25 protein-coding genes and 1 pseudogene are annotated in these 25,795 nt (G+C 45.0%); 11 read left to right on the forward strand and 15 right to left on the reverse strand.

What is annotated here, in order from left to right; all coding sequences use genetic code 11:
* Positions 1–290: 290 nt before the first annotated feature.
* The gene (locus tag AB4138_RS18185) at positions 291–1,139 is read left to right on the forward strand and encodes a hypothetical protein (protein WP_372307154.1); all 849 of its coding nucleotides are present in this window, start codon (positions 291–293) and stop codon (positions 1,137–1,139) included.
* A gap of 131 nt (positions 1,140–1,270) precedes the next feature.
* Here the strand turns inward: AB4138_RS18185 and AB4138_RS18190 are convergent, their stop codons facing one another.
* A complete protein-coding gene (locus AB4138_RS18190) occupies positions 1,271–2,167 on the reverse strand; it encodes a LysR substrate-binding domain-containing protein (RefSeq protein WP_372307156.1) in 897 nt (298 codons plus the stop codon).
* A 154-nt stretch (positions 2,168–2,321) separates the two neighbouring features.
* On the opposite strand from AB4138_RS18190, the gene AB4138_RS18195 reads away from it, so the two are divergent.
* Positions 2,322–2,960 carry an NAD(P)-dependent oxidoreductase gene (locus AB4138_RS18195; protein WP_108123746.1) on the forward strand — a complete coding sequence of 213 codons (639 nt, stop codon included), beginning with the start codon at positions 2,322–2,324 and terminating at the stop codon, positions 2,958–2,960.
* A 77-nt stretch (positions 2,961–3,037) separates the two neighbouring features.
* On the opposite strand, the gene AB4138_RS18200 is transcribed toward AB4138_RS18195, so the two are convergent.
* A complete protein-coding gene (locus tag AB4138_RS18200; RefSeq protein ID WP_372307159.1) occupies positions 3,038–3,691 on the reverse strand; it encodes a cupin domain-containing protein in 654 nt (217 codons plus the stop codon).
* 135 nt (positions 3,692–3,826) lie between these two features.
* The gene (locus tag AB4138_RS18205; RefSeq protein WP_009846265.1) at positions 3,827–4,594 is read right to left on the reverse strand and encodes an SDR family NAD(P)-dependent oxidoreductase; all 768 of its coding nucleotides are present in this window, start codon (positions 4,592–4,594) and stop codon (positions 3,827–3,829) included.
* A gap of 105 nt (positions 4,595–4,699) precedes the next feature.
* On the opposite strand from AB4138_RS18205, the gene AB4138_RS18210 reads away from it, so the two are divergent.
* Positions 4,700–5,038 carry a helix-turn-helix domain-containing protein gene (locus AB4138_RS18210; RefSeq protein WP_017087099.1) on the forward strand — a complete coding sequence of 113 codons (339 nt, stop codon included), beginning with the start codon at positions 4,700–4,702 and terminating at the stop codon, positions 5,036–5,038.
* Positions 5,039–5,095: 57 nt separating this feature from the next.
* On the opposite strand, the gene AB4138_RS18215 is transcribed toward AB4138_RS18210, so the two are convergent.
* Positions 5,096–6,001, reverse strand: a complete 906-nt coding sequence (locus AB4138_RS18215; RefSeq protein ID WP_102534422.1) for a LysR family transcriptional regulator — start codon at positions 5,999–6,001, stop codon at positions 5,096–5,098.
* A 210-nt stretch (positions 6,002–6,211) separates the two neighbouring features.
* On the opposite strand from AB4138_RS18215, the gene AB4138_RS18220 reads away from it, so the two are divergent.
* On the forward strand, positions 6,212–6,931 hold the full coding sequence (locus AB4138_RS18220; protein ID WP_004733012.1) for an SDR family oxidoreductase: 720 nt from the start codon (positions 6,212–6,214) through the stop codon (positions 6,929–6,931).
* Positions 6,932–7,038: 107 nt separating this feature from the next.
* Here the strand turns inward: AB4138_RS18220 and AB4138_RS18225 are convergent, their stop codons facing one another.
* The gene (locus AB4138_RS18225; RefSeq protein WP_372307162.1) at positions 7,039–8,856 is read right to left on the reverse strand and encodes a choice-of-anchor I family protein; all 1,818 of its coding nucleotides are present in this window, start codon (positions 8,854–8,856) and stop codon (positions 7,039–7,041) included.
* A gap of 202 nt (positions 8,857–9,058) precedes the next feature.
* On the reverse strand, positions 9,059–9,709 hold the full coding sequence (gene ompW / locus AB4138_RS18230) for an outer membrane protein OmpW (RefSeq protein WP_372307164.1): 651 nt from the start codon (positions 9,707–9,709) through the stop codon (positions 9,059–9,061).
* 399 nt (positions 9,710–10,108) lie between these two features.
* On the opposite strand from ompW, the gene glgC reads away from it, so the two are divergent.
* The gene (gene glgC, locus AB4138_RS18235; protein ID WP_017064925.1) at positions 10,109–11,329 is read left to right on the forward strand and encodes a glucose-1-phosphate adenylyltransferase; all 1,221 of its coding nucleotides are present in this window, start codon (positions 10,109–10,111) and stop codon (positions 11,327–11,329) included.
* 121 nt (positions 11,330–11,450) lie between these two features.
* On the opposite strand, the gene AB4138_RS18240 is transcribed toward glgC, so the two are convergent.
* Together AB4138_RS18240 and AB4138_RS18245 are read right to left on the reverse strand one after the other, a co-directional pair.
* Positions 11,451–12,881 carry a YfcC family protein gene (locus AB4138_RS18240; protein ID WP_372307167.1) on the reverse strand — a complete coding sequence of 477 codons (1,431 nt, stop codon included), beginning with the start codon at positions 12,879–12,881 and terminating at the stop codon, positions 11,451–11,453.
* Positions 12,882–13,295: 414 nt separating this feature from the next.
* A pseudogene (locus AB4138_RS18245) lies at positions 13,296–13,523 on the reverse strand (hypothetical protein); the annotation flags it as partial.
* Between the two features lie 57 nt (positions 13,524–13,580).
* Between AB4138_RS18245 and AB4138_RS18250 the strand changes: the two are divergent.
* From AB4138_RS18250 to AB4138_RS18265, 4 genes are all read left to right on the forward strand, one after another.
* Positions 13,581–13,838 carry a hypothetical protein gene (locus AB4138_RS18250; protein WP_229648214.1) on the forward strand — a complete coding sequence of 86 codons (258 nt, stop codon included), beginning with the start codon at positions 13,581–13,583 and terminating at the stop codon, positions 13,836–13,838.
* Between the two features lie 337 nt (positions 13,839–14,175).
* The gene (gene hpf, locus AB4138_RS18255) at positions 14,176–14,532 is read left to right on the forward strand and encodes a ribosome hibernation-promoting factor, HPF/YfiA family (protein WP_017061680.1); all 357 of its coding nucleotides are present in this window, start codon (positions 14,176–14,178) and stop codon (positions 14,530–14,532) included.
* A 240-nt stretch (positions 14,533–14,772) separates the two neighbouring features.
* On the forward strand, positions 14,773–14,928 hold the full coding sequence (locus tag AB4138_RS18260) for a DUF3012 domain-containing protein (RefSeq protein ID WP_017064927.1): 156 nt from the start codon (positions 14,773–14,775) through the stop codon (positions 14,926–14,928).
* Between the two features lie 78 nt (positions 14,929–15,006).
* Positions 15,007–15,795: an HAD-IIB family hydrolase gene (locus AB4138_RS18265; RefSeq protein WP_372307169.1), complete on the forward strand. Its 789-nt coding sequence runs from the start codon at positions 15,007–15,009 to the stop codon at positions 15,793–15,795.
* A 94-nt stretch (positions 15,796–15,889) separates the two neighbouring features.
* On the opposite strand, the gene dgcA is transcribed toward AB4138_RS18265, so the two are convergent.
* The 5 genes from dgcA to AB4138_RS18290 form a co-directional block, all read right to left on the reverse strand.
* Positions 15,890–16,876, reverse strand: a complete 987-nt coding sequence (gene dgcA / locus AB4138_RS18270) for an N-acetyl-D-Glu racemase DgcA (RefSeq protein WP_372307172.1) — start codon at positions 16,874–16,876, stop codon at positions 15,890–15,892.
* Between the two features lie 57 nt (positions 16,877–16,933).
* Positions 16,934–17,941, reverse strand: a complete 1,008-nt coding sequence (dgcN, locus tag AB4138_RS18275) for an N-acetyltransferase DgcN (RefSeq protein WP_017061677.1) — start codon at positions 17,939–17,941, stop codon at positions 16,934–16,936.
* Positions 17,942–18,032: 91 nt separating this feature from the next.
* Positions 18,033–18,938, reverse strand: coding sequence for a LysR family transcriptional regulator (locus AB4138_RS18280; RefSeq protein ID WP_372307174.1), 906 nt, complete (start codon positions 18,936–18,938; stop codon positions 18,033–18,035).
* Between the two features lie 95 nt (positions 18,939–19,033).
* A complete protein-coding gene (locus tag AB4138_RS18285) occupies positions 19,034–19,870 on the reverse strand; it encodes an SGNH/GDSL hydrolase family protein (RefSeq protein WP_017069800.1) in 837 nt (278 codons plus the stop codon).
* Between the two features lie 87 nt (positions 19,871–19,957).
* Positions 19,958–20,470 (reverse strand): RNA methyltransferase, encoded by a 513-nt coding sequence (locus tag AB4138_RS18290; protein WP_017061674.1) that lies wholly within the window; start codon positions 20,468–20,470, stop codon positions 19,958–19,960.
* Between the two features lie 275 nt (positions 20,471–20,745).
* Between AB4138_RS18290 and AB4138_RS18295 the strand changes: the two genes are divergently transcribed.
* Positions 20,746–22,407, forward strand: a complete 1,662-nt coding sequence (locus AB4138_RS18295; RefSeq protein WP_017064932.1) for a methyl-accepting chemotaxis protein — start codon at positions 20,746–20,748, stop codon at positions 22,405–22,407.
* Between the two features lie 114 nt (positions 22,408–22,521).
* Here AB4138_RS18295 and AB4138_RS18300 read toward each other — a convergent pair whose 3' ends face one another.
* A complete protein-coding gene (locus AB4138_RS18300) occupies positions 22,522–23,391 on the reverse strand; it encodes a LysR family transcriptional regulator (RefSeq protein WP_017064933.1) in 870 nt (289 codons plus the stop codon).
* Between the two features lie 209 nt (positions 23,392–23,600).
* On the opposite strand from AB4138_RS18300, the gene AB4138_RS18305 reads away from it, so the two are divergent.
* A complete protein-coding gene (locus AB4138_RS18305; RefSeq protein WP_017069799.1) occupies positions 23,601–23,948 on the forward strand; it encodes a DUF3316 domain-containing protein in 348 nt (115 codons plus the stop codon).
* 153 nt (positions 23,949–24,101) lie between these two features.
* On the opposite strand, the gene AB4138_RS18310 is transcribed toward AB4138_RS18305, so the two are convergent.
* Positions 24,102–25,739, reverse strand: a complete 1,638-nt coding sequence (locus tag AB4138_RS18310; RefSeq protein ID WP_372307177.1) for a methyl-accepting chemotaxis protein — start codon at positions 25,737–25,739, stop codon at positions 24,102–24,104.
* Between the last annotated feature and the right edge of the window lie 56 nt (positions 25,740–25,795).

The raw sequence follows: 25,795 nt of genomic DNA on the forward strand, positions 1-25,795 counted from the left end.
CATTAAAGAATTAGGCCTTTTTAATTTCCGTATTTTGAGACGAGCTAGAGATTGATCGCCGAAGTGTCCCTACCTATCGAAACCTCCCCAGCCTAATCACAAGAAAAGCGTAACCTCTCAAAAAGTCCTGCAAAATATGAGAAGAATTCACTCGAATGGTGAAGTCATGCACCATTATTGAACATCCATAAATAGAGAAAAAACATAAGCAATTGAAATTTAACAATTATATATTTTGGCACGGTGTCTGCACTACCACTAAGTAGGTATACAGATATTAGGAGTAGAATATGTTTGTAGTTATTTCAGTGGGTTTATCCCTATTAGTACTTTCCGCCCTGTATCATTTCTCAAGGAAGAGAGAAACAGCGCTATCACACCGGTTCGAAACCTTAGTTTTGCTTAGAGAGCTATTGTTGTTATCACGTAAACATCGCGCGGCAACGCATTACGCTCTGGCTTATAAATTATCTAGCGACTCGATTCGTAAAGTGAACGAGATTTACGACAACATACTTGAGGTCTCTGAATTGCTTCAATCTCATGTTTCGTTTGATAGTCGCCCTATGTATCGCATCTATCACCTTAAGCTCATTGCCATGCACAGCGACTGGCAAAACCGCAGCTTGGTGCGTAACCAATCGATTCATGGCAAAACAATTCGCCACAGCATGTTCTTGATGGATGAAGTGATGATCATCTGGCTGATCCAGTCTGAGCGAGAAGACATGAGTAGTGAATACCACATGAATTGGCAACAGATCTTAGACTGCATGGAGATCTTGACCAAGCTGAGAATGTGCATACCTGATATGGAAAAACCTGAAGAGTATGCGAGATTCAAATTCTACGCATCTCAGACACACCGTAAACTCAACCAATTATCGATTATCTGCCCTCTTAGTAGTGGGTCACCGGTTTGTACGCGAGCGATGCATGCACTCTCAGAGATCGCATCAAGTAACGAAGCGACCCAACCGGCAGATAGCATGTACGAATTAACCAGTGATATCTCTAGCGTCGTGTCGCAAGTTTACGACCAAGTATTATCCGACATTACGAGAAGCTTGTATCAGCCTTTACCAGACGTAAACGAAAAGGTAATAAATACCCGATTATCCGTACATCATTACATGTAAAGACTTCGTGAGAGGAGAGCGTGCTGGAACTCTGAATTATTGAGTTCAAATCCGATATCACCATTGATATCGGATTTTTGTATTTATGAGCTTTTAAAATTCTATCGCTATGTATCATTGCCTATGAAGTTTCAAACATCGCCAGATTTGATATCGCTAGACCAAGCTTCTGCGGCAAAATCAATGAACTGACGAACAACCGGCAGCTGATAACTACGAGACAAATACACCGCCCACAGCACACTACTCGGTGAAACAAACTCATCCAATATTCGTATCAATTTGCCATTCGCAATCAGTGGGTTGGCTAAGTCACAAGGTAAACGAACTACCCCTTTCCCGTGCTGTGCGGCGCGAGTTAGCACTCCAACATCATTAGCCTTGATAGTGCCAGACACCTCAACTGAATAGTGTTGATTGTCCTTAACAAAATCCCACTTAGAAACATTCAAGTGACGAAAACAATTGTGTTGTCGAAGCGCCTCGACCGTTTCAGGTTCACCATGTTTGTCTAAGTAGGCTTGCGAGGCACACACCACTGAATCAATAACCATTAGCTTTCGTGCAATCAAACTATCATCAGGTTGATCGGTATAACGAAGTGCAATATCGATCCTCTCATCCACCAGCTGAGTAAAGCGGTCTGAGGCAAACAGTTCGACCGTGATATTAGGGTGGCGCTCGGTGAACTGTTCGACCACATCCAACAGCATATGTTGAGTCAAGCCAATTGGGGCTGCTATTCGAATGGTTCCGGAAAGAGCATCGGTTTGATTAAGTGCAGTGACTTCTAGCTCCGCCGTTTCATGGAGTATTTTTTCGCAACGTTGTAACGCAATCTCCCCCGCTGTCGTCAAACTTACCTTACGAGTCGTTCTGTGCAGAAGCCTTTGTTTTAACCACCCTTCGATCTCTTGAACATGCCGTGAAACCTGTAAACGGCTCATGTCCAAATGCTCTGCTGCTTGAGTAAAACTGGCGCAATTTGCGACTTCAACAAAGCTACGCATCGCCGTCAACCTGTCCATCACACTCTCCCTTACCGACTTAACCAAGCCTATTAGATAACTGTGTAGATACAATCTACATCATTTCACGATATTTATCGCAATCTAGTGAGCTATTAGACTGCAATGGCTGTCGAGAAACAGACGCAATAAATTAGATAATTGGAGAGACATTATGAAAATTGCAGTATTAGGCGCATCAGGTTGGATTGGTAGTCACATCGCTCAAGAAGCTCAATCTCGCGGACACGAAGTTGTTGCTGTTGTAAGAGATGCAAGCCGCGTAGAAATCAGCGATGTTGAAGTTCGTTCATTTGATTTACAAGAGGAAGCGGCAAGTCTAGCGACCGCTTTCTCAGGCGTTGATGCGGTAATTGCTTCGATTGGTGGACGCGCTCTAGGCAATCACGACATCGTAAAAAACACAGCAGCTAAGTTGCTTGATACATTGCCAAGCATTGGCATCGAACGTCTACTTTGGGTGGGAGGTGCAGGCTCATTAGAAGTGGCGCCAAACGTACCGTTAGTTACCGTTCCTGACTTCCCTGCGGACTACAAAAACGAAGCGCTAGCACAAGGAGAAGCCCTTGAAGTGTTCAAACAATCTAATGACAAGGTTAACTGGACATTCGTGAGCCCTGCTGCGGAAATCTTCCCGGGCGATAAGCTATCAACCTACCGCACAGGTGGTGATCAACTGCTCACTGACGAAGATGGCAACAGCAAAATATCCGTCAGCGACTACGCTATCGCGATGATTGATGAACTAGAAGCTGGCAAGTTCCCACGCCAACGTATTGGTGTCGCTTACTAGTCAGCTCATATATAAAAACTAAAAAAGCCGCTTGTTCAAAACAATGCGGCTTTCTCATCTTTATATTGAGCATTCCTTTAATCCAATGGCAGGTGACCCGTTTTCACTAGGATAACCGTCTCTTCTTCCACACAAGGGAAATGCTCGCTCATATGAGGGCTACGCATCCATGTGTGTTTTGGATACTCGCCATGTTCATCTTTAAAGGTACCGGACAACACAAAGATCTCTTCACCGCCAAAGTGACGATGCGGCTGAAAACGTTCGCCAACTGGCCACTTAACTAAAGCGACATGCTCGTGTTCGAATTCATGCAGTGGCATCACTTGTAAACCGCCGATACCTGCGAGCCATTCCGTTTCTAGAGTATTGATGCGAACTTGAGTTAAGTCTCTCTCATCAAACTGATTAAGCTTAACCAAAATCGTGCAGCCATTTTTGCTTGATGGGGAATGCGCGCTACCCGGCGGATTACGGATATAAGTGCCTGCAGGGAAATCTCCAGTTTCATCTGAGAACACACCATCTAATACGAAGATCTCTTCGCCTTGCGGATGCGGGTGCTCAGAAAACGAAGATTCAGGATCGTACTTCACCACGCTGGTCGTGTGACCTGATTCTTTATCTTCTCTTTCAAGCGGCTTGCGCCATACCCCTTTGGCAGGGCTTGCAATCCAATCTAATAATTCGGTTTCAATAACCAGTCTCTTTGAAAAATCCATGTTGAACATAATGGCGACCTTACTCTTGTTATCGTTTTAATTATTCTTATTATCTTTCTAGCTTTTATTCTACGCGAATACTCATCAAGGAGGCCATCTTGCTGCTATTTTGCCTGCGCGACAGCCACCTAAAAAGAATCCTAATTAATTGCGGCCAGCAATCACACCGCCATCAACATCCCAGATTGCCCCCGTTACCCAATCAGCACTGTCTGACAGTAAGAAAGAGATGCTATTCGCGATGTCTTTCGGTAAACCGACTCGACCAATCGGGTGGAACGCATTGAAACCTTCTAGCGCTTGATCCACTTCTTCAGGTTTAATGAAAGATTCGTAAATCGGCGTTTTAACCACAGCCGGAGACACCGCATTTACACGAATGTTATGTTCAGCCAGTTCCATTGCCATGTGCTGTGTTAATGCGTGCAAGCCAGCTTTAGCCATTGAATAGGCAGAGGATGGCGTCGCTTTGATTGCCTGCTTACCCCACATAGAGCCAACGTTAACCACACTGCCACCGCCGTTCTTGATCATCAATTTACTTATCGCTTGAGTGATGAAGAAGGTTGCTTTATTAAGCTGCATGTATTGCTCGTAATCAGATTCTTGGTGCTCAATAAACGCTTTAGGGTTGAAGTAACCTGCAGCATTAACAAGGTAACCAATACCTTCTTCGAGCGACTCTAAATGCGCAATAAGGCGAGACACACTCGCATCATCATAAAGGTTAGCTTGCCAACCAGAAGCGTGGCCTAGTGATTGAAGTTCTGACACCGCTTTATCTAACTTAGTTGGGTTATTGCCGACAACCAACACATGGATGTTTTGAGCGACTAACTGCTTCGCTGTTTCAAAGCCCATACCGCTCGTGCCACCGATTACTACTGCAATACCATTTTTAGTGAAGTTCATTTTGTTATCTCCTAAGTCATGTGAACGTGGTAATCTTAGGCCTTGAACTAACACTATGAATAGTAAGTACAAATCGGTTAGGTAGGTACTTATTGGTACATCTTTATGAAAAATCAGGAAAACTTTTTTTCAAGAAAATCAGCACCAGAGCGTTCCGCTCGCATGGTAGAAACCATCTACGGCTGTAAATGGTCGCTAACGGTCTACCAATTACTGGCAAATGGCATTAATCGCCCTGGTGAAATGGTGCGCTCGGTCGAAGGGTTATCGACCAAGGTATTGAATGAATGTTTGAAGCGAAATGTAGAATTTGGGATTTTAGATAAGCAAATGTTCAACGAACTGCCACCAAGAGTTGAATACCAAGTGACTCAGTTTGGTGAGAAATTTTTACTGATTCTGGATCAGCTGGAAAACCTACAAAACGAAATCGACGAGATGTAAGCCCAAGCCAGCCCAACTATTGCCAAAAGAAGGAGGAAGGTAGGCAGCACGCACTATTTAGCTGACTGGCATTTGCTCAAAACGGCCTTTTACAAAATCAATGAAGGTTCGAATTCGGCTTGGTTGGTAGCGGTCTCGATGGTAGATCGCTGAAAAGTCGACCTTAGGCACTACCCATTCTTCAAACACTTGCTGCAATTGCCCGTCGTTCAATTCTTGTAAGCAATAGATGGTTGGTACACGAATAATTCCGTTGCCCGACTTCGCGCCCTGCACCAACACTCGCCCATTTTTACATTGCAGTCTGCCCGTCACATGCACATCAACCGTTTTCTTTGTGTCGTCCAGAGCTTGAAAGCTCCACTTACGCACCGAGCCCGTTAAGCAGTCATGGTGGATAAGATCCTTAGGGTGATTAGGCTTTCCTTTACGAGAAAAATACTCAGGGCTCGCGAGTGTTCCCATCTCAATGTCCAGAAGCTTTCTTGCGATAAAGCCCGCGTCTTCTAAGCTTCCCATTCGAAAGGCAATATCAAACGCGTCTTCAATCAAGTCGACTCGGTTACTACTGAAATCAAGACTGATGCTGATGTCTGGGTAGAGCTGCATAAACTCATTCACTAGATCCGCAATGATCACCTCACCCAAATAACCGCCGACACAGTTTACTTTTATATCGCCGCGCACCTCTTCGACATCGTCCACCGCAGCAATCAGAGCTTGGTCTATATTATCTAAGGCTTGTTCACATCTCGCGTATAGATCTTGCCCTGCGTGCGTCAGCCTTAAAGTTCGAGTGGTGCGGATAAACAGGGTCACTCCCATCTGTTTTTCTAGGCTACTCACTTGGCGTGATACGTGGGAACGAGACACATCCAACTCCTCAGCCGCTTTGGTGAAATTACCTAAGCGAGCGATAAGCACGAAAGAGCGAATATCAGACAGGTTAATTTGATTGAGCATAGTCGCCAGATTACTAATGAAGTTATGAGATAGACGCTTTTATTGTTGCACCACAGCAACAGTGTTTCAAGTAAAGAGTTATATATCAACAATGCTATTTTCCTTAATATACCTCCATCGCAACGAAGCAAGGCAACAAGCACTTGATTCGAATGCACTTAAACAACACGTCGTAGCCAACCGACGCAATAAAAGTACAGAGGAAATAAAATGAAAAAACTAATCGTAATTACAGGTGCAAGCTCTGGTATTGGTGAAGCAATCGCTCGTCGTCTAAGCGATGAAGGTCACCCTCTTCTACTTTTAGCTCGTCGTGTTGACCGCCTTGAAGCGTTGAACCTACCAAACTCACTATCAGTGAAAGTAGACGTAACAGACAAAGCGTCTTTTGATGCAGCAATCGCACAAGGTGAAGAGAAATTTGGCCCTGTGGACGCGCTTATTAACAACGCTGGTGCAATGCTTCTTGGTCAAATCGATACTCAAGACGCTCAAGAGTGGAAGACAATGTTCGATGTGAACGTGATTGGTCTTCTAAACGGCATGCAGTCTGTACTTGCTCCGATGATGGAACGTAACACAGGTACTATCATCAACATCAGCTCTATCGCGGGTAAGAAAACATTCCCAAGCCACGCTGCTTACTGTGGTACTAAGTTCGCGGTACACGCTATCTCTGAAAACGTTCGTGAAGAAGTTGCGGCTTCAAACGTTCGTGTTACCACTATTGCACCAGGTGCTGTAGAGACTGAGCTTCTGTCTCACACAACATCTCAAGAGATCAAAGACGGTTACGATTCTTGGAAAGAAGACATGGGGGGCGTATTGGCAGCTGACGATATCGCTCGCGCTGTATCATTCGCTTACCAACAACCACAGAACGTATGTATCCGTGAAATTGCTCTAGCGCCAACTAAGCAACAGCCATAGGCCTTTGCTATCGCTACTAAACAAGCGATGAACTAAAAAAGCGCCACTACTGAATAAGTAGTGGCGCTTTTGTTTTGATTCGAGCTAATTGCTAGTAATAAGCTTGATTAAAACTCAACGCGATAAACTGATGTGCTACCACTCACTTCGTTCCCAACCGCAATAAAGTGGTTACCTGAACGTGTGAAATACTTAATTGATTCAGGGCCTAAATCACCCGCTTTAGCGTAGTAAGTCTCGTTGTCGCAATCACCGTCTTCATCAACCTTAGTGCACACTGGCTGAGTAAAGTCGCGATTGTTCAAGTAGCTGATGAAACTTGCGTTTTTAGGCTGTGTTACGTCGTAAACCATGATGCCACCTTGGCGCTCAAGTCCAATAAAGGCATAGTGCTTACCGTTGATCTCAGCCACTTCGATAGCTTCAGGTTCTACGCCTTTATCATCACTACGATCGTCACCGCTTTGGTTGTTATCATTGGTGCTGTTGAAGTTTGCAGGATCTTGCTCAAGTACGATTCGAGCAAAATCATCGCCACTATCAAACACTAACTCACCTGACTCATCCCAAATAGAGAAAGAACGGCTACCGAATGCTTGAACCTTTTGGTCAGCAGCGAGTGTCCCTTGTGGCTTAATCACTTTAAGACGTGCAAGTTGCTTGTTGTCTTTCAATGCGCCTGCTAATGGGTGGTTAGCGTCAACGTCTAACTTCTTGCCGCGTACTTCATCGACATACGCGATACAAAAGTCTTTTTCTGTGGTGTAGTTTTCGGTGCCTTGATAGTCATCGCCATCCCACTCGAAACCTTTCTCATCACACATTTTTTGCGTGGTCTTGATACCATACTCACGGCCGTCGCCTTCGTTTGCAGTCGCAATGTAGGTGTTACCATCAACACTGTAGCTGGTGATGCTATCTGGCATGTAAAGGCCTTCTAACATTGCGTAGCTTTGTAGATTACCGATGTTTTTGTCTTTGTTTGAAGCGTCTAGCTTAGCGCTGTCCCAAGGCTTTCCGCCTAGTCCAAGAATCGCATCCACTTGTGCACTCGCCACATCAATCGCGGCCAAAGCGTTGTTCTCTTGAAGGGCAACGTAGAGTTTTCCGTTATCAGCAAACGTTAGGTATTCCGGTTCAAGGTCTTGAGCAACGGTTGCATTCGGCGCAGAGATTCGAACCTTGTCAGTCAGTTCTGCATGGCGAGGCTGACCTTGATTAAATGCGTTGAAATCAATTTGAGTGACTGTCGCTTGCAAAGGGCCATTGGTTAAATCCACCAGCGTTACTGAACCTTCAGGATCAATGCTGTAATCCGCATTCGGCTCACCTTCATTTGCAGAGGCAATATAGCGACCATCTTTCGAGAAGCTCACCATGTCCGGTAATGCACCAGCCGTATAAGTAGTGATCAGCTCTAACGTGTCTGAACGATAAAGTGCAATGATGCCGTTTTGTTGTTTGTCGGCATTCTCAATCGCGACCGCAACTAGGCCTTGATGAGTAGACACACTGTTTGCAGCACCGATATCAATACCAGAAGCCGCAGCGGCTGATTGAAGATTAATCGAACCCGAAGATGTTGGTTCGCTAGCCGAGTTCATTGATAACACATCGACTTTCTGCGCTTGAGCGTTCACAACATAAAGCTTATCGGTACATGAATCGTAGCTGACGATTTCGGCTGCTGAGGTATCAAACGGAGCGTCGGTAATAGCACGTCCAACCAGACTGATTCCGGTTACCTCAGCATTGGAAGCGCTTGGCTGCTCGATGGATTGGCATTGAAAGCTAAAAGCATCAAGTGACGTTTGAGATGGGATAGCAGCCGTTGGTGATGTTGACGTTGATTGAGAACAGCCTGCTAGAGCAGAACTTACGGCGATAGGCAGTAATAGTGTCAGCTTATTAAATTTACGATTCATATATCCTCCATAATTTGAATCGCGATCATAGAGGGCTGTTATGACAGTTATCTTTCTCTTTTATTAACAATAAATGACGACAATCAGTTTGCTTTACCCATAACAACAATAAGTTAGATTAAACACTTCACTAACAAGCACGCAAAAAAAAGCGCTCAAGCTGGCTGGTGCTTGAGCGCCTTTAGTAAACTAATAAAGAAGGTTAGAAGTTGTAACCACCACCGATCATGAATACCCATGGGTCGATATCAACATCTGTTGAGTATTGATTACCTGCCGTATCTTTATACTTTGCAGTTGTATCGATATCTGCATACCAAATAGATGCGTTTAGGAACCAATCTTCATTGATCATGTAATCTACGCCAATATTTGCAGCAAGACCCCATGAGTCATCAAGAGACAAATCTCTTAGTTTTGCGTCTTTACCAGTACCGTTAAATTCTTCATCAAAGAAGAACGTATAGTTGATGCCCGCACCTACGTAAGGACGAATTTCACTATTTGCCTCACCAAAGTAGTACTGAACCATCAACGTCGGTGGAAGATGTTTAACATCAGCAATATCACCTAATCCACCCAAATTAGTAGATACAGTATGTGAAAATGGTGTTGCTGCAAGAATTTCTAAACTGATGTTATCGGTAAACATGTAGCCAAATGTTAAGCCAAGCTGAGTATTTGAATCAACAGATAGCTCTGAACCTGGCGAGTTTAGTACATCACCACTGCTGTCGTTTGGAGATACAATCGCTGCACCTGCACGGATGATGAAATCACCTTCTTTATGAGCAAGAACGTTGGTTGACATAAGAACCGCAATAACCGCAATACCACATACTGTTTTTTTCATTATAATTTCCTTTTGGGGGCTTAATCTTTATTGGTGAATGAGTAATCATTTCTTATTTTGCGTGCAAGGTAGCATAGAATAACCCTACTTTATTGATGGAAATCAATTTGTGAAAAGTTGTGATTATTTATGTAAATTTATATCGACCCGATCACTTTATTCCTTCATTTTATTGACAGTTTTGTAATGCAACTTTCCCGTGCGTCATCTTGTTAATTTACCCCATCACTTTGCACAGATCTCTTCGGATCAAAATAGAGCAAGCCAATATCTCGTACGCATCAATTTGGTGCAGGTCTACAAGAATCAGCCTCACCTCATTTAATATTCAATGAGTTACATTTGGCTTAGTGCTTGCAAGTCTATGTTCATAATCATAAATACATTGAGGTTCTGATCATGCAAGACACTCTAACAATCGTTCTGGCCGGCGGTGTTGGCTCTCGGCTTTCCCCTCTCACTGATAACCGTGCAAAACCTGCGGTACCCTTTGGTGGCAAATATCGAATCATCGATTTCACTCTCGCGAACTGCTTGCACTCCGGGCTACGCCAAATTTTGGTGCTGACTCAGTACAAGTCTCACTCTTTGCAAAAACATTTGAGAGATGGTTGGTCGGTGCTTAACCCCGAGCTCGGCGAATACATCACCAATGTTCCCCCACAAATGCGAACCGGTGATAGCTGGTACAGCGGTACTGCCGATGCGATTTATCAAAACTTGTATCTGCTTTCTCGTAGTGAAGCCAAGCATGTGGTGGTGTTATCCGGTGACCATATCTATCGCATGGATTACGCGCCAATGCTCAAGCAGCACAAAAAGAACGAGGCCGACCTAACCGTGGCGTGCATGGAGGTTTCGATTGACGAAGCCAAAGAGTTTGGTGTGATGGAGATAGACGAATCTCTAGAGATCAATAACTTTACCGAAAAGCCACGTTACCCTGCATGTGTACCTGGTAGGCCGACTCGAAGCATGGCTTCAATGGGTATTTACGTTTTTGATAAAGAGGTGTTAACACAAGCGCTACTGGCGGACGCCGAAGATCCGAACTCAAGCCACGATTTTGGTAAAGACATCATTCCCAAGTTAGTCGGCAACAACAGTGTTTACGCGTATAAGTTTGGTGACGAAGAAGGTCGCGTAACCCAAGATGCGTACTGGAGAGATGTTGGTACTATCGACTCTTATTACCAATCCAACATGGACCTGTTAAAGCCAGCTTCGCCTATCGATTTATATCAACCTGATTGGGCGATTCGTACTTACGAACCGCAGCTGCCACCCGCACGAACCATTGCTTCAGTTGAAGGTAATCAAGGAATATTCATCAACTCGATGATAGCGAATGGCGTTGTAATTGAAGGCGGCTCGGCGCAAAACTCAATCTTCTTCCCAAAAGTGAAAGTCAGCAATGCCGCGATTGTGATTGATAGTATTCTGTTTGAAGATGTTGAGATTGGAAAAAATTGCCACATACAAAACTGCATCATCGACAAGAACGTTAAGGTGCCTGACGGAACCCAGATCGGTCTTGATGGCCTTGCCGATGCGAAACGCTTCCATATATCAAAACAAGGCGTGATTGTGGTGCCCTCTTCTTACCAATTTGAAGAGTAACCTTTAACGTTGGAATAGCTTTTCTTTAAACGAAAAAAGGCAGCGAATTCGCTGCCTTCTTATTTACTCACACAGCTTCAGTTAAGCCTTAACTGTCCATGTATTCGATTAAACAGAAACCTTAGAAAGGCCCTAGCTCAATCATTTGAGCAATCACAACCGAAACCAATGCACCCGCTGACCAGAACAAGAATAACGGTAAGAAGAAACGAACCCACTTGGTGTAAGGCACTTTTGCAATAGCCAATACCGCTAACAAGCCACCATTAGTTGGGTAAATATAGTTAGAGATACCATCACCCAATTGAGAAGCCAGTGCTGCCACTTGGCGAGTCACTTCACCAATATCTGCCAACGGAATAATGATTGGCATGGTGATCACCGCTTGGCCACTGCCTGATGGAATAAACAGGTTGATCGCAGCCTGCGAGAAGTAGATCCCTGCTGCTGCCACAAGTTTAGAGCTACCAGAAATGATTTGTGCAAGATAGAAGATAATAGAATCAACAATCTTCGCGTCTTCCATAATGGTTAGCACTGAACGAGCAAAGAAGATGATCAGTACCGCAACCAATACATCGCTAACACCTTTGGTCCAGTACTCACAAATCTTGTTCGGAGATAAGCCCGCCACCAAACCCGGAATAATCGCCATCGCCACGAATGCACCCGCAATCTCGGTGAAGCCGAAACCCATCGTCAACGTGCCGAAGATCATGTATGCGAACACGCCCAAGAACGCGATGCCCGCAAGCTTTTCACGTGTGGTGAGTGTTTTCGCTTCAACGTTAGATTCGTAGTGGTAACCCGTACCGTGCAACAAACCTTTGGTCGGGTCTTGCTTAACTTTGCGCGCGTAGTTAAGTACATACCAAGCACCTGTTAGCAACATGAACATGCCAACAATAAAGCGATACCACATGCCTGAATACATAGGCAGTTCAGCGATAGTGTGTGCGATACCCGTAAAGAATGGGTTAGCCAAAGCGGCTGCGAAACCGGCACAACTTGCCAGTAAAACAACGCCAAGTGCCGTAATCGCGTCATAGCCAAGCTTGATACAGATCGGGATCATCAAAGAGATAAAGATGACATCAAGTTCACGCATACCGGTGAAGGTGACGTTGAAGAAAATCGCCGTCATGATCACAGGCGCAATTACGTACAAGCCTTGCTTCTTTAGCTTAGTGGTTAGTGCAACAACGGATGCGTCTAACAAGCCCATGTGTTTGATAATGCCAAAAGCACCACCCACAAATACCACAACGCCCATCACGCCAGAAGCGGATTTGAAGCCTTTAAAAAATGATTCGAAAAAAGAGGCTAATGTTGTTGGGTTGCTCGTCAATTGTGTGTAGCTCTCTGGGTCGATAACCGTGCGGCCATTCATGACCACTCGCTCGAATTCACCAGCAGGGATGAAGTAAGTTGCGATTGCAGCAACGATCACCATGATAACCAAAGAGAGAAACGGGTGGTTTACTTCTTTCTCTGTCGGCGCTGCGTTAGCAGCTTGAGATGTAGGTACGGATGTAGATACCGTAGTCGTCATATAGACTCCTTATTTGTCAGCAACTAAGGTTCACTTAGCCGCCGGAGGGATTTTTGGAAAAACGAAACCCTTCACGCTGAACTAAGTTCGCGCTAATTTAGGTTGTTTCAAAAAGGCCTTTGATAGATGGTGCTCTCAAATGTACATAGTGAAGTAGTGAGAACTACTCTCTTTGCGTCCGAGCAAAATGCAGATGTTCAGCCAAGTCAGGCCAAACTGAATGAGGTCATTACAAGCAGGTAAACAGAAAAGTCTGTTTTGGTAATGCGTTTTTTATCAATTACAAAGACAAGCGGCGCATACTAGCACAACGAGTCATTAATTGTCAGAAAAGTGTGAGTTTCGTCATATTTTGGTGAGCAACAAAAAAGCGCCCACTAACTAAGCAAGGCGCTTTTCTGCAATCGAATCGAGTTACTTAGGTGCTAATTCGTAGTTTTCTTGCATCTCATGAGGGGCAATCCCGTACTCATAATCTGCTAAGTAGCCATCCTTATAGACCTTCATTCCCTTCTCATCCCAGCTCACTTTGATCATCGCTGTGTTGCCATCTTCACTGCCTAACAGCTCAAGCATTTCTGCATCAATCTTAATGGCTTTGATGGTTTTAATACACTTAAACGGCTTAAATTCAGTGGCCGAGAATACGATGCCCGAGCGATAACGCTTAAGCTTGAGTCCAATCGCAAAGATTCTCGATTGTTGCTCAAACTGCAACATATTGATCTAGGCTCAATTGATGAGTCTCGCATTTCAGAACTTGTGCGATTCAAAGTCGAAACGCCGGTTCGCTATGAAGGTGACATTAATTATTGGCGTCAGGGCGTCGAATTTCCTGTCGATCAACTGGCATCCAATAAAGAAGTCGATATTCGAGCACGCATTACCATACCCGAGTCTCAACTCACAGCAGGAGAGTTTCACTTCAATATGGAGTGGGCAGTTGAGTGTCTATAAATTAGTAACTTAAGCTGAGTTTTTAATCAAAGAAGAAAAAGTGAGTGAGCTGGAAAGAAAATCAATGGAGTGACAAGTTCGGAATTATAAAACCGATAAAGAGAGATTCACTGGGAATTCGCTGTAGGTTAGCGCAAATTATCAAGGATGGAGTTTTTTTGAACATGTCTTTAAAACACGAAACATAATATGCGATCAGTTCATCGGACTTTCAAGGGAGTAACAAGAGAATATTTGATAACACTGAAGTCAATCACACATGTGCTAATTCTCAGTTGGTTAATCTATGCGATGTTTGCTACGTTTAAATGACACAGTCATTGGAAAGGTATGATTTATGAAAATAAATGTTCAAACACATCATGTATCAATTAACGACGAGTCACGCAAAGACATCGAAGGTAAATTCGAGAAGATATCTAACCATTTCCCATCACTGATCAGTTGCGACATCATCATTACTAAAGAACACGGTCAACATCAGGTTGAAGTATTCACCAACTACGAAGGTGTACGAGTAACAGCAAAATCGACAGACGATGTTATGTACCCAGCTATCGCTGCAGCACTTAAGAAACTTGAAGCGGGCCTAAGTAACCGTAAGGGACAATTGAAAGCCGACCTACACGAGAAACCAACAAGCACGAAGCCAGAGATTGCTTCGGACATCATCCAAGAGATGAAATTGGTATAAATCGATAAGTAGTTAAAGCGAAATAACGAATAGAAACTTATTAAGAATTTCAAAGCCAGCATACGTTGCTGGCTTTTTCGATCTTAAAGCCAAGCAAACCTTCGCTTCTTTACCGTCCCTCGAATTCAGCTCAACCCCACATCATTATTAACGCCCTTAAGTTCTTAGCAGCTATAACAATCACTTGTGGGATTTGATACAGTTATAAGCAGAAATTTAGACCACAACGGAATGTTTATTATGAAGAAAATCGCGTTGATACTTTTCCTTACTACTCAATTAATGGCTTGTACCGAGGTTGGCAGTGAAGCTTGGTGTGCGGATATGAAAGAAAAGCCTAAAGGTGACTGGACGGCTAATGAAGCGGGCGATTTTGCTAAACACTGTATTTTCTAATCACGTTAGCTTCTAATTCTACATTGGGCTGAATTAATACGCTCTGTGTAAAACAATCCATGGAATAAGTGAGTTTTAATGGAACACCAACTAGACAACAACTGGAAGCACATCGAATGGGTATTAACCGACGTCGATGACACGCTCACTTGGCAAGGTTCACTCCCTCCAGAAACCCTGATTGTGTTACAAAAGCTGAGAGACAATGGAATCAAAGTGGTCGCTGTAACGGGAGCCTGTGCTGGTTGGTGTGACCATATTGCGCAGCTCTGGCCTGTCGATGCCGTGCTTGGAGAAAACGGCGCCTTCTTACTAGAGAAGCAAGATGATGCATTACAACTCTCATCTGAAACACCGCTAGAACAAGTGCGTAAGAACCAAGCTAAGCTAAAACAAGAAGTTGAAGCGATCTTGTTGAGTTACCCCGACCTATCGCTAACTTTGGATCAATCTTACCGCTTGTGTGAGGTCGCGATTGATATCGGCCAAAACCGTAAGCCTGTTGATCCTGAAACTGTTCAAGCGGTACTCGAAAGAATACACGCTTTAGGCGCACACGCGACGGCAAATTCGATTCATATCAACGCTTGGTACGGCGAACACTCAAAGAAAAACGCCGTGCACCGTTTCCTGGCTAATAAAGGCTTATCGCTTGAGCAAATCCACAATCAAGCCTGCTATGTCGGCGATTCAATGAATGATCAGCAGATGTTCAAATCACTTCCACTTACCGTTGGCGTGGCAAACATTCAACATTATTGGGATAAGCTAGAGCATCATCCAAGCAGGGTCATGTCGCAGCCTGGTGGCTATGGGTTTGCAGAATTTGTGGATGCGCTGCTGAGGCTTAAAAGTGAAGTAATTTAGATAATCGCTCAGACTTTGAAGCAAAAATCGCACAAGTTTTCACTCATACGATTTCATTCATGTCATGTCCATCGATTAAACGGGCTCAACGAACTTAGAGAATAATCATCCCATCTCGATAAGTCAGTGATGGTGCTACATCTTGACCAAGTAAGACTGGGCCATCGAGGTCGACGATTTCAGATTGAACGGCGATAGGCAGAGCTGCACGCATCGCCAGCGATGTACCGAGCATACAACCCGACATCAGCGTAAATCCTAGCCTTTGAGCTTCTTCAGCAAGTACCAATGCTTCGGTCAAACCACCTGTTTTATCGAGCTTGATGTTGACCATTTCATATTTGCCTAACAAAGATGAAAGTTGCGAAGTGGTATGACAGCTTTCATCAGCACACAGTGGTATCGGGTGCTTGATGTGCGCCAATGAGGCATCGTGCTGTTGGGGTAACGGCTGCTCGATCATCGCAATATCAAATTCTACCAGTTGATTGAACAACTCTTCGAGATTCAATCCTGTCCACGCTTCATTCGCATCCAATACAATTTGAACATCTGCCGCAGCTTCTCGTACCGCGCGAACACGCTCTACCACCTGCTCGCCGTCAAGCTTCACTTTCAGAAGTTTCGCACCATTCGCGACATAGTCTCGAGCCTGAGTCGCCATGGCTTCTGACGTGCCAATCGAGACTGTCATTGCAGTCACGATTTGAGCAGGCAACTCAAACAAGCTATTCGGAAACGTCTGGTCGTTCTGCTGAGCTTCAAAATCCCAAAGCGCACAATCGACCGCATTGCGCGCTGCCCCTCCGGTCAATAAAGACTGAAGATGATCTCTTAGCTCTGCCGGATCAGTAACGCCTCGTTCAAACATAGCTTCAAGTGCGCTAGACGCTTGTTGGATTTGCGCTAACACAGACTCCGATGACTCGCCGTATCGTGGGTAAGGCGTGCATTCGCCCTGAGCTCGTTTGCCACCATGTTCAATGTAAACACGAACAACGTGACACTCAGTTCGACTGCCACGAGAGATGCGAAAAGGCGTTTGCATCGCGATAATAATGGGTTCAGCTGTAATCTTCATAATTTCACTCGGTTGATGTTCACTTTAACAAATGGAAACGTAGAAATGATGAAGTCGTTAAAGTGAATGTCGCAAATGATCAGTAATGTGTTGTACACCAAAGCGCACTGGGTCCGTCACTGGCACTTGATAGAGTGTGGTCCATTCTTGGCACAATGTCTCAGCCTCTTCAATGCTAATCGCCGACGTGTTCAAGCAGATACCCACCAGCTTCGCGTCTGGATTAGTCAGTCGCGCCGCTTGCAAGTTGGCTTCAATCGTCTGTTCTATGCTTGGTAATTTAGCATGAGGAAGGTTACGAATATGTGGTCGCCCAACTTCATGACACAGCACTAAGGCATCAGCTTGTGCGCCATGTAAAAGACCCAAACTCACGCCTGCAAACGAAGGGTTGAACAAAGAGCCTTGCCCTTCAATGATGTCCCAATCGTGGTCGGTAAAATCAGGGCTAATAGCTTCAACTGCGCCAGAAATAAAATCCGCAACCACCGCATCAATCGAAATACCGCTGCCTTCAATCAAAATACCTGTCTGCCCTGTCGCTTTAAACTGAGCGGATGTTCCCGCTTGTTTAAGCGACTTTTCAATCGCTAATGCCGAGAACATTTTGCCTACTGAGCAATCAGTTCCGACAGTAAGCAGGCGCTTACCTTGACGAAGCTTACCGTTACCAACATTAAGAACACCGTCAAAATGGCGTACATCATGAAGCTTAGTCAATCCTTGTTGCTGCATGTCAGCAAGCGGTGAAAATTCACTCAATCGTTGGTGCATGCCAGATGCAATCTCATATCCCATTTCTGCAGCGGCCATAATGGTTGACTGCCAAGAATCAGGAATAACACCACCCGGATTTGCGGTACCAATCACTAGCGTCTTCGCGCCCTGCGCTTGCGCCTCTTGCAGGGTCATATCCGTTAAGCCCAGTGAAACGGTATCACCCGTTAAACGCAGTTGACCTAGGCAGATTTCTGGTCGCCATTGATGAATACCGCGAGCTGTTTTTGCAGCGAGTGGGTCAGTAACATCCCCAAGAAAAAGAAGGTAAGGTTGAGCGATCGACATGAGTATTCCTAATTAATAAGCCCTTGTATGGGTTTACTTTAATTAAGAACTTCGAAGCTGCCGAATGCCTATTTATGGCGAGCCTATAACCTTAAGTTATAGGGTGAGTATGGGTTTTCAATGAAGCGATAAATTGCTTAACGGAAATCGACTGAGGGGTGTGCTCTGCGCAAAGCATCGATACCGAAAATTGGATGTCTGGTTGAAGCGGCAACACACAGACCGCATCGTCATTTTGATATTGATCTGCCGTCCACGGATCAACAATCGCAAACCCCGCTTGGTGCTTGACCAGTTCCGCAGCGGCGCTATACCCACGTACAGATATCGGGTGGTGATAATGCTGCTCACGTGCAATAAGGCGTTGATGTAACAGGAGGCCTAATGGATCGCGGCTATCGAGCCCGATGATTGGCAGCGGATAATTGATCAGATCATCTAACGTTAATTCCGCGGGGAAATGATCAACCGTATTGGAAGGAACCAAAACCTTTAGTGATTCGGTTAATAGCGTTTCACTTAATATCGCAGGCGGTGCTTCATCGCCAAACGCGATAGCAATATCAAGCTCATGCTTTAATAGCCCAGCGCACAGCTCATCACGGTTTGCTGTCAGCAACTCAAAAGAGAGATCTTGCTTACTGCCATTTTGCTCGCGAGACATTTGGGCGATTACCGGAGTCAGTAATTTAGTCGCTAAAATCGGCGGCGCACCAATGCGTAAATGCTGATGGCCTTGCTTCACTTTGTTGGTCAGAGATCGAAATTGCCCCAATTGCTGATACACCTTTTCCGCTTCTGGCAGTAAGGTTTTTGCCTCAACCGTTGGCACCAACCGCCCTTTAACTCGTTCGAATAAGCCAAACCCAAGTTGTTGCTCCGTGTGCGCCAAAATACGGGTCACGTTTGGTTGCGACACATGCAAGCTGCGCGCGGCTCCAGATACGGTTCCGGTCTGCATAATGGCGTAAAAGACTTCCAATTGTCTTAGGTTCACATTGATGTCCTTATGGTTCGCGAAACAAATCTAGGGGTTGGCTTTTCTTGTATTAGCTAAGCTGTTTATCGGTCTAGCTAGCGTTTTGCGTGAGTCTATTTTAGTAGCTCAGCTATCGTAGGTTGAAGTATCTCAGCCCAAGTTTGATAAGCCTTCGCATTCAAATGCAGATCATCACACGAGTACTTGTTCGACAACAGCTTATTAGGCGACAATACTGAATTCACATCTAAGAACGCAATGCCTTGCTGTGTACAGTACTCGCTTAGCTTGCTATTGAGCAGTTCAACCGACGGATTTAAACCTTGCAGTTTAGAGCCAACATAAAGCGTTGATTGCACCAATATGCGAATCTCATTTTCTTGCCACACCTTAAGCATATCAATGTAGTTCTGGTAGATATGGTCGACATCATAACCCTGAGCTAAATCGTTTATCCCTGCCATAAAACACACCAGCTTTGGCTTCACATTCAACGTGGTATCAATACGGCGCAACATGCCAGTTGTGGTGTCACCCGCTAAGCCACGGTTGACCATCGAAACATCGCGAAAGATATCCGCCCACGGGGCCCATTCGGTGATCGAATCACCAAACATGACTAGGTCTGCACTTGGGGAAAAATGGCGGTGATTATCTGATGTCATGATGTAACGACTCATACTGTGGCCTCGTTGCTGAATCTCAGACTGAAGAGCGACTGCCTTGAGGATCTCGCTATCTGGAGTGGCGCTATCAAATTGAGCTAGCAATCCTTCGATATGAGGCTTAAAAGGGCTAAGACGAGTACTCAGTTGATGATGTTCTTTAAGGGAAGATAACCTCTCTAGTAATGCATACAAAGAGCAGTTTTGACCAACTTCTTGGAATAACTGATAGAGATCGAGGACAGAGTGTTGCTGTAGCGCGGCAAGTAATTGCTTGTCTTCCATGGTGTTATCTAACCCTTCAATTATCTGATGATGAACTCAAGATAATATCCGATTGCGTACGGGATAGATAACACTAGAAGCAGAGAATTACTTTTCTTTGATCAGCAGGTGATTACGGTTATCACGGCTTTTCTTAATCAGCTCGTTGCTCTCATCCATTTCATCTGACTTAGCAAGGCGATCATAAAGCAGCACGTTAACTGTTGCAGCCAAGTTCATGCAGCCAACCGTTGGTACGTACACAACATGATCGGCTCTGTCGGCGACATCTTGAGAAATAGAGCCGTCTTCAGGGCCAAAGATATAAATGGCATTTTCTGGGTGTTTAAAACGCGGTAGTGGTGTTGCACCTTCTGCGAGTTCTACGCAAACGATCTTAGTTTCTGGATCAAGATTGTCTAAAAACGACTCAACACCAGTCAACGGGATAGTACGCGCAGCACTCTTAGTATCGGTGTGGAATTTTGCGGCTTTTTCGTAGCGTTGCCCTGTGTATTTAACTTCGTCGACTTGGTAACAACCAGCCGCACGCATAACAGCACCAACGTTTGTCGGGCTCTTTGGGTTAGTTAAACCAATAGTCACATGGCTTTTGTTCATGAATCTTTCTCACTTAACGAATAGACATAGCAGGGTGCTACAAAGCGTCGCATTCTAACAAAGCAGCGTCGAATTCAAAAGCATCGATACAAACTCACTTTTTCGCGCTTAAGCCTCTAGTTGCAAGGCTTCTCACCCCAAAAACCTAACCGTCATCATATTTATAAAACAAAAACACTCTAGGATAACAATTAAACAACAAGCCCATTTACATTTTGAAACCACATTAATAATGTGTTGAAAATTACATGAGACAATCACACAGGAAGCGTGACATGACCCTAACCATCAAAAACCGCCTTTATATTCTCTCTTTTATTCCACTGCTACTGATGGCAATTGGGATGATGAGCGTGACGTATATGAAGAGCACCGAGCTAACCGCACAACAAGTAGAATCGACGCGTAGCAATATGATGGCGATGAAAGAAAAGGAACTTAAAGCGTATCTGCAAATGGCTCAATCTTCTATTAGCCCGTTCTTGGAAAGAGGTGCAACATTAGAAGAAGCCTTACCGACATTAAGAACTCTCGAATATGGCGAGTCTGGCTACATCTTTGGCTACGACTCTAAAGGCGTTCGAGTAGTTGTTGGGCAAAATAACGATGGCATTGGTAAAAACTACTACGACCTGCAAGACAAAAAAGGCAACTACCTGATTCGTGACTTGATCAAGAACTCAAAGCTTGGTGAGTTCACCACCTACTACTTTCCAAAACTTGGTCAATCAGAAGCTCTACCGAAACTGAGCTACTCGATATTCGTTCCCCAGTGGGACTTGATGCTAGGCACAGGTTTTTATACTGACGACATCGATGCTGTAATCGCAGAGATGAAAGAGAGCTCGAATGTCGCGTTACAAAGCTCATTGACGGCGATCGCTATATTCTGTGGTTTGATTGCCCTAGTAGTTGCTGCGTTTGCCGTTGCCGTCAACCGCACAATCATGCGACCACTCGAGCAGTTTGATCGTTCAATCAGCGCATTCGCGAGTGGCGAAGCCGATTTAACCGCTCGAATGGAAACCTTCAAAGCGCCTGAGTTCACTAAGCTCAGCGAGAACTTCAACGCCTTCGTGGCAAGCCTTCAAACCATCATTCGCAGCGTAAGCGATGTCGGTCAGCAAGTCGTAGCCGAGACATCTAGCATGTCTTCTCGCGCTGCGCAGGTCGACGAGATTGCTACTGGGCAACGTGAAGAGACTGAACAAGTTGCAACGGCGATGACTGAAATGACCACAACGGCGCAAGAGATCTCGAGCAACGCTAGCCAAGCGGCGGATTCCGCTAAACTTGCAGAGGGCAATGCCAAAGAAGCGCAACAGATAGTAAACGCCGCTGCAGATTCGGTGGCAGGCCTAGCGAGCGAAGTATCAGAAGCCAACACTGTCGTGTCTCGTTTAGAAGGTGATGTGCAGAATATCTCCTCTTCGTTGGCGGTCATCCAAGACATTGCCGAGCAAACTAACCTACTCGCGTTGAATGCCGCGATTGAAGCTGCACGTGCAGGCGAACAAGGTCGTGGGTTTGCTGTGGTTGCCGATGAGGTTCGTAAACTGGCAAGCCGTACTCAAGAAAGCACTGGCGACATTCACAAGATGATTGAGCAACTTAAAGCTGCCTCAGATGCTGCTGTGAAAGCGATGGATTCAAGTCAAAACCGAAGTGCGCAAACCGTGGAAGAAGCGAATGCCGCAGCCAAAGCACTGGCGAAGATCCAAGCGTCGATTGATACCATCATGGACATGAACTCGCTTATTGCGACAGCCACTGAACAGCAAAATATTGTAGGACAAGAAATATCTCAACGCATCGTGGTGATTTCTGACCAAAGCTCACAATCGGCAGAACTCGCGAATCAAAACCGTACAGGTAGCCAAAACCTCAACAGTCGTGCAAATGAGCTGTATCACTTGGTGGATCGCTTCACCGTCTAATACATTTTCGGTCTAGTAAGCCGTAATCAAACGATAATTAATCCTAAAACACGTCGGGCTTCAGAATCTCTATTCTGAAGCCCGTTTTTATCGGTGGAGGTTTTAAGCCATACACTAATCCAATTGCTCAGAAAGGAAGTCCACCAGCAGGCGAACCTTTGAAGATAAGTTGCGGTTCTGAGGATAAAGCGCCCAGATCCCTTCTTTGTCATCTCGATAATCGGACAGCACCTCAACCAACTCACCAGAATCAAGGTCTTCACTCACATAGTATTCAGGCAACTGCACCAAGCCAATGCTCTGCTTAGCTGCGTCTAACAAGGCTAAACCACTGTTGCACTTAATGCGTCCGTTAACACGAACTGAGCGAGGGCGTCTATTTTCTTTGAAACGCCAATGTTCAAATCCACCGACTAAACATTGGTGATTATTTAATTCTGATAATGTATGCGGCTCGCCATAACGTTCAATATATTCAGGGCTTGCACATACATAAAGTTGGCGTTGAGACAGCCTCTTTGCCACAAGGCTTGAATCTTCCAAGCGGCCAAGACGAATCGCAACATCAACACCCGAATCGATAAGATCGAGCTTTTGATTGGTCAGCATCAGCTCAAGCTCTACTTGCGGGTGAAGCTTTAAGAATTGATGCAGTATTGGGGCGAGTTGGCGCTCACCATAAGTCACAGGCGCGGTGACTTTCAGTAAGCCTTTGGGTGTGGATTGCATCTGCGTGACCGCAAGCTCAGCAATTTCTAAACCTTCGACCAACAACTTACATTGTTGGTAATAGAGTTGCCCAGCCTCTGTAAGAGACACCTTTCGAGTCGTTCGATTGAGCAGTTTCACTGCGAGTCGTTCTTCGAGGTTTGCTACTCTACGACTGATTTGAGCCACCGACGTAGCGAGCTTCTGCGCCGCACCAGTAAAGCTTTCACGCTCTGCCACTGCAACAAACTCACTTACCCCTTCCCAATTGGCCATGCCTTTACCTTATGCTGAACTTTGGTTACCCATACAGTGTATTGAAGTTAGATATCAGTGTCACCTTGCTTGATATGCGCTGTGCATTAATCTTCGGCACCTATAGTCATTCCCTTACAGAACCATATTTTTGTCCTAACATTAACCTCATCCCCTATTGCTAGGGTGAGAATCTCTAAAACACTGGTACAACAAAGTAAGGTATCCCTTTGAAGAAGTTAATCATACTTGCATCAACTCTTGTACTCAGCACCACTGCGTTTGCAGCAACTAAAACAACAATTCAAGAAACAACGCTAAAATCTGATACATTTGTTACTGAAGCGGAAGCATACGATGCAGGCACCAACCTTATGGATGAGTTAAGCGCAAAAACACCTTTTGAGCTTTCAAGAGAACTGCCACAGTTCCAACAGACAACCAAATACGATTCGTTCAAGATTGATGATGCAAATATGGAAGTGAAAAAGATCACTAACATGAACGGCGACATCCACTACCAAGCGAACGTAAAAGTGGACTACCGTTACACATACAAAGACGGTCTTAGCAGCTAACACTGAGTGATTGATCAGGTCTAAAAACTGATCACCTAGTCAAAAAGAAAGTCCGCACTCATAGAGTACGGGCTTTTTTTCGTTCAGCGCTGATTAATGGAATTCAAACGAGCAACCATTATCGGCTCATATGCGTCTGTCTAATTTTGAAAATTACACTTCAAACTGAGACACAAGGCTATCTAGCGCTTCACACTGTTCAGCCAATGCCATACATGCATTTTCTGCGCTGCTTGCCATCTCAACCATTTGCATGGTGCTTTCAGCGATGCGTTGAACATTCTTATTCACTTCTTCAGACACTTGAGACTGTTGCGAAGCCGCCGTAGCAATTTGTGTGTTCATGTCATTCATCTTGCCAATTGAGTTTCGAATCTCACTCAATGAAGACGCTGCAGTTCCTGCTTGAACAATGGTTTTCTCGCCACTCACTTTGCTTTCAGTCATCACGCCAACCGCATGTTTAGCCCCCACTTCTAAGCGTTCAATCATTGATTGGATTTCGCCTGTACTGTCTTGAGTTTTGCTCGCAAGCGCACGAACTTCATCAGCCACAACTGCAAAGCCACGACCTTGTTCACCCGCTCGTGCCGCTTCAATTGCCGCATTCAAAGCAAGTAGGTTGGTTTGCTCTGCAATGCCTTTGATCACACCAAGGATTGAGGCAATGTTCTTCACGTCTGTGTCCAGCTCTTGAACAACACCGCCCGCGTTCTCGATATCTTGCGCAAGGCGTTCAATCGAAGTCACGGTCAAGCCAAGCGTGGTGTCTGCCGATTCCACTTCATGATTGGCAACATTACTGGCGGTTGCCGCATCTAATGCATTACCACTCACCACTTCACTGGTTGCTTGCATCTCATGAACCGCCGCCGCGACTACTTCACTTTCACGCTGTTGGTTCGATGAAAATTCAGCAACACTTTGCGTTAACGATTTAATGTTTTCCATCTCAGCGCGTACCGCATTCGATGTAAAAATAACTTGTTCGACGGTGACATGGATCTTGCCAACAAACTGGTTGAAAGCAGAACTTAAACGAGCGATCTCATCATTACCTTCGACCTTCATACGTTGAGACAAGTTACCGTCACCCGATGCGATCTCATTCATCGCTTTCTCTACGTTCTGGATTGGCTGAACGATAAACCGATTGGATAACCACATAGCGAAAAGCGCAGCGAAAACAGCGACCGCCATACCCACTTCAATGATCAACTTACTTGATTCGATAGAGTCAGCAGCTTGCTGGCGAAGCTCTTTCTGCTTTTGTTCAATCAGGGTTCTGATATCACGAAGCTGAACACGAATGATTGCAAACTCAGCGTCTAATGCTGGCGAGTAATTGATGTTGTATTGGTATGCGCTGGCAGGGTCTGCAAACATTGGTTCATGCAGCACCACCCACTTGCTCATCGCGTTAACAAGCTTTGATAACTCGCCACGTGAAGATGGATCCAACACGCCCGCTTGATACAAGGTTTCGACACTTTGAAAACGAGGAACCGCTTTGTAAGCGTTGTCTTTAAATTCAAACTTTTGGTACTCGACCGCCGCTTGGTCTTTCGCAAGCAACAGACCTTGTGCCGAAGCGATGATTTGGTAGATATCGCGGTAGCCATCTTCTAGGTTATCTAGCACTGGCTGAACCACATTATTGAGCTCATTATTAATCGCAGCTTGAGCATTTGATCTGATAACGTTGAGCACAGTAACGGTAGAAAAAACAATCACAATCACCAACAGCGGGATCGCGATTTTACTCTTAATCGAAAGATTATTGATATTCATTGGGATTAATAACCACACTTCAAATAGGGATGCGCGCGCAATATACAGCACACATA

The sequence above is a fragment of the Vibrio sp. 10N.286.52.C3 genome (genome assembly GCF_041468865.1).
In the GTDB taxonomy this organism is placed as follows: Bacteria; Pseudomonadota; Gammaproteobacteria; order Enterobacterales; family Vibrionaceae; genus Vibrio; species Vibrio crassostreae_C.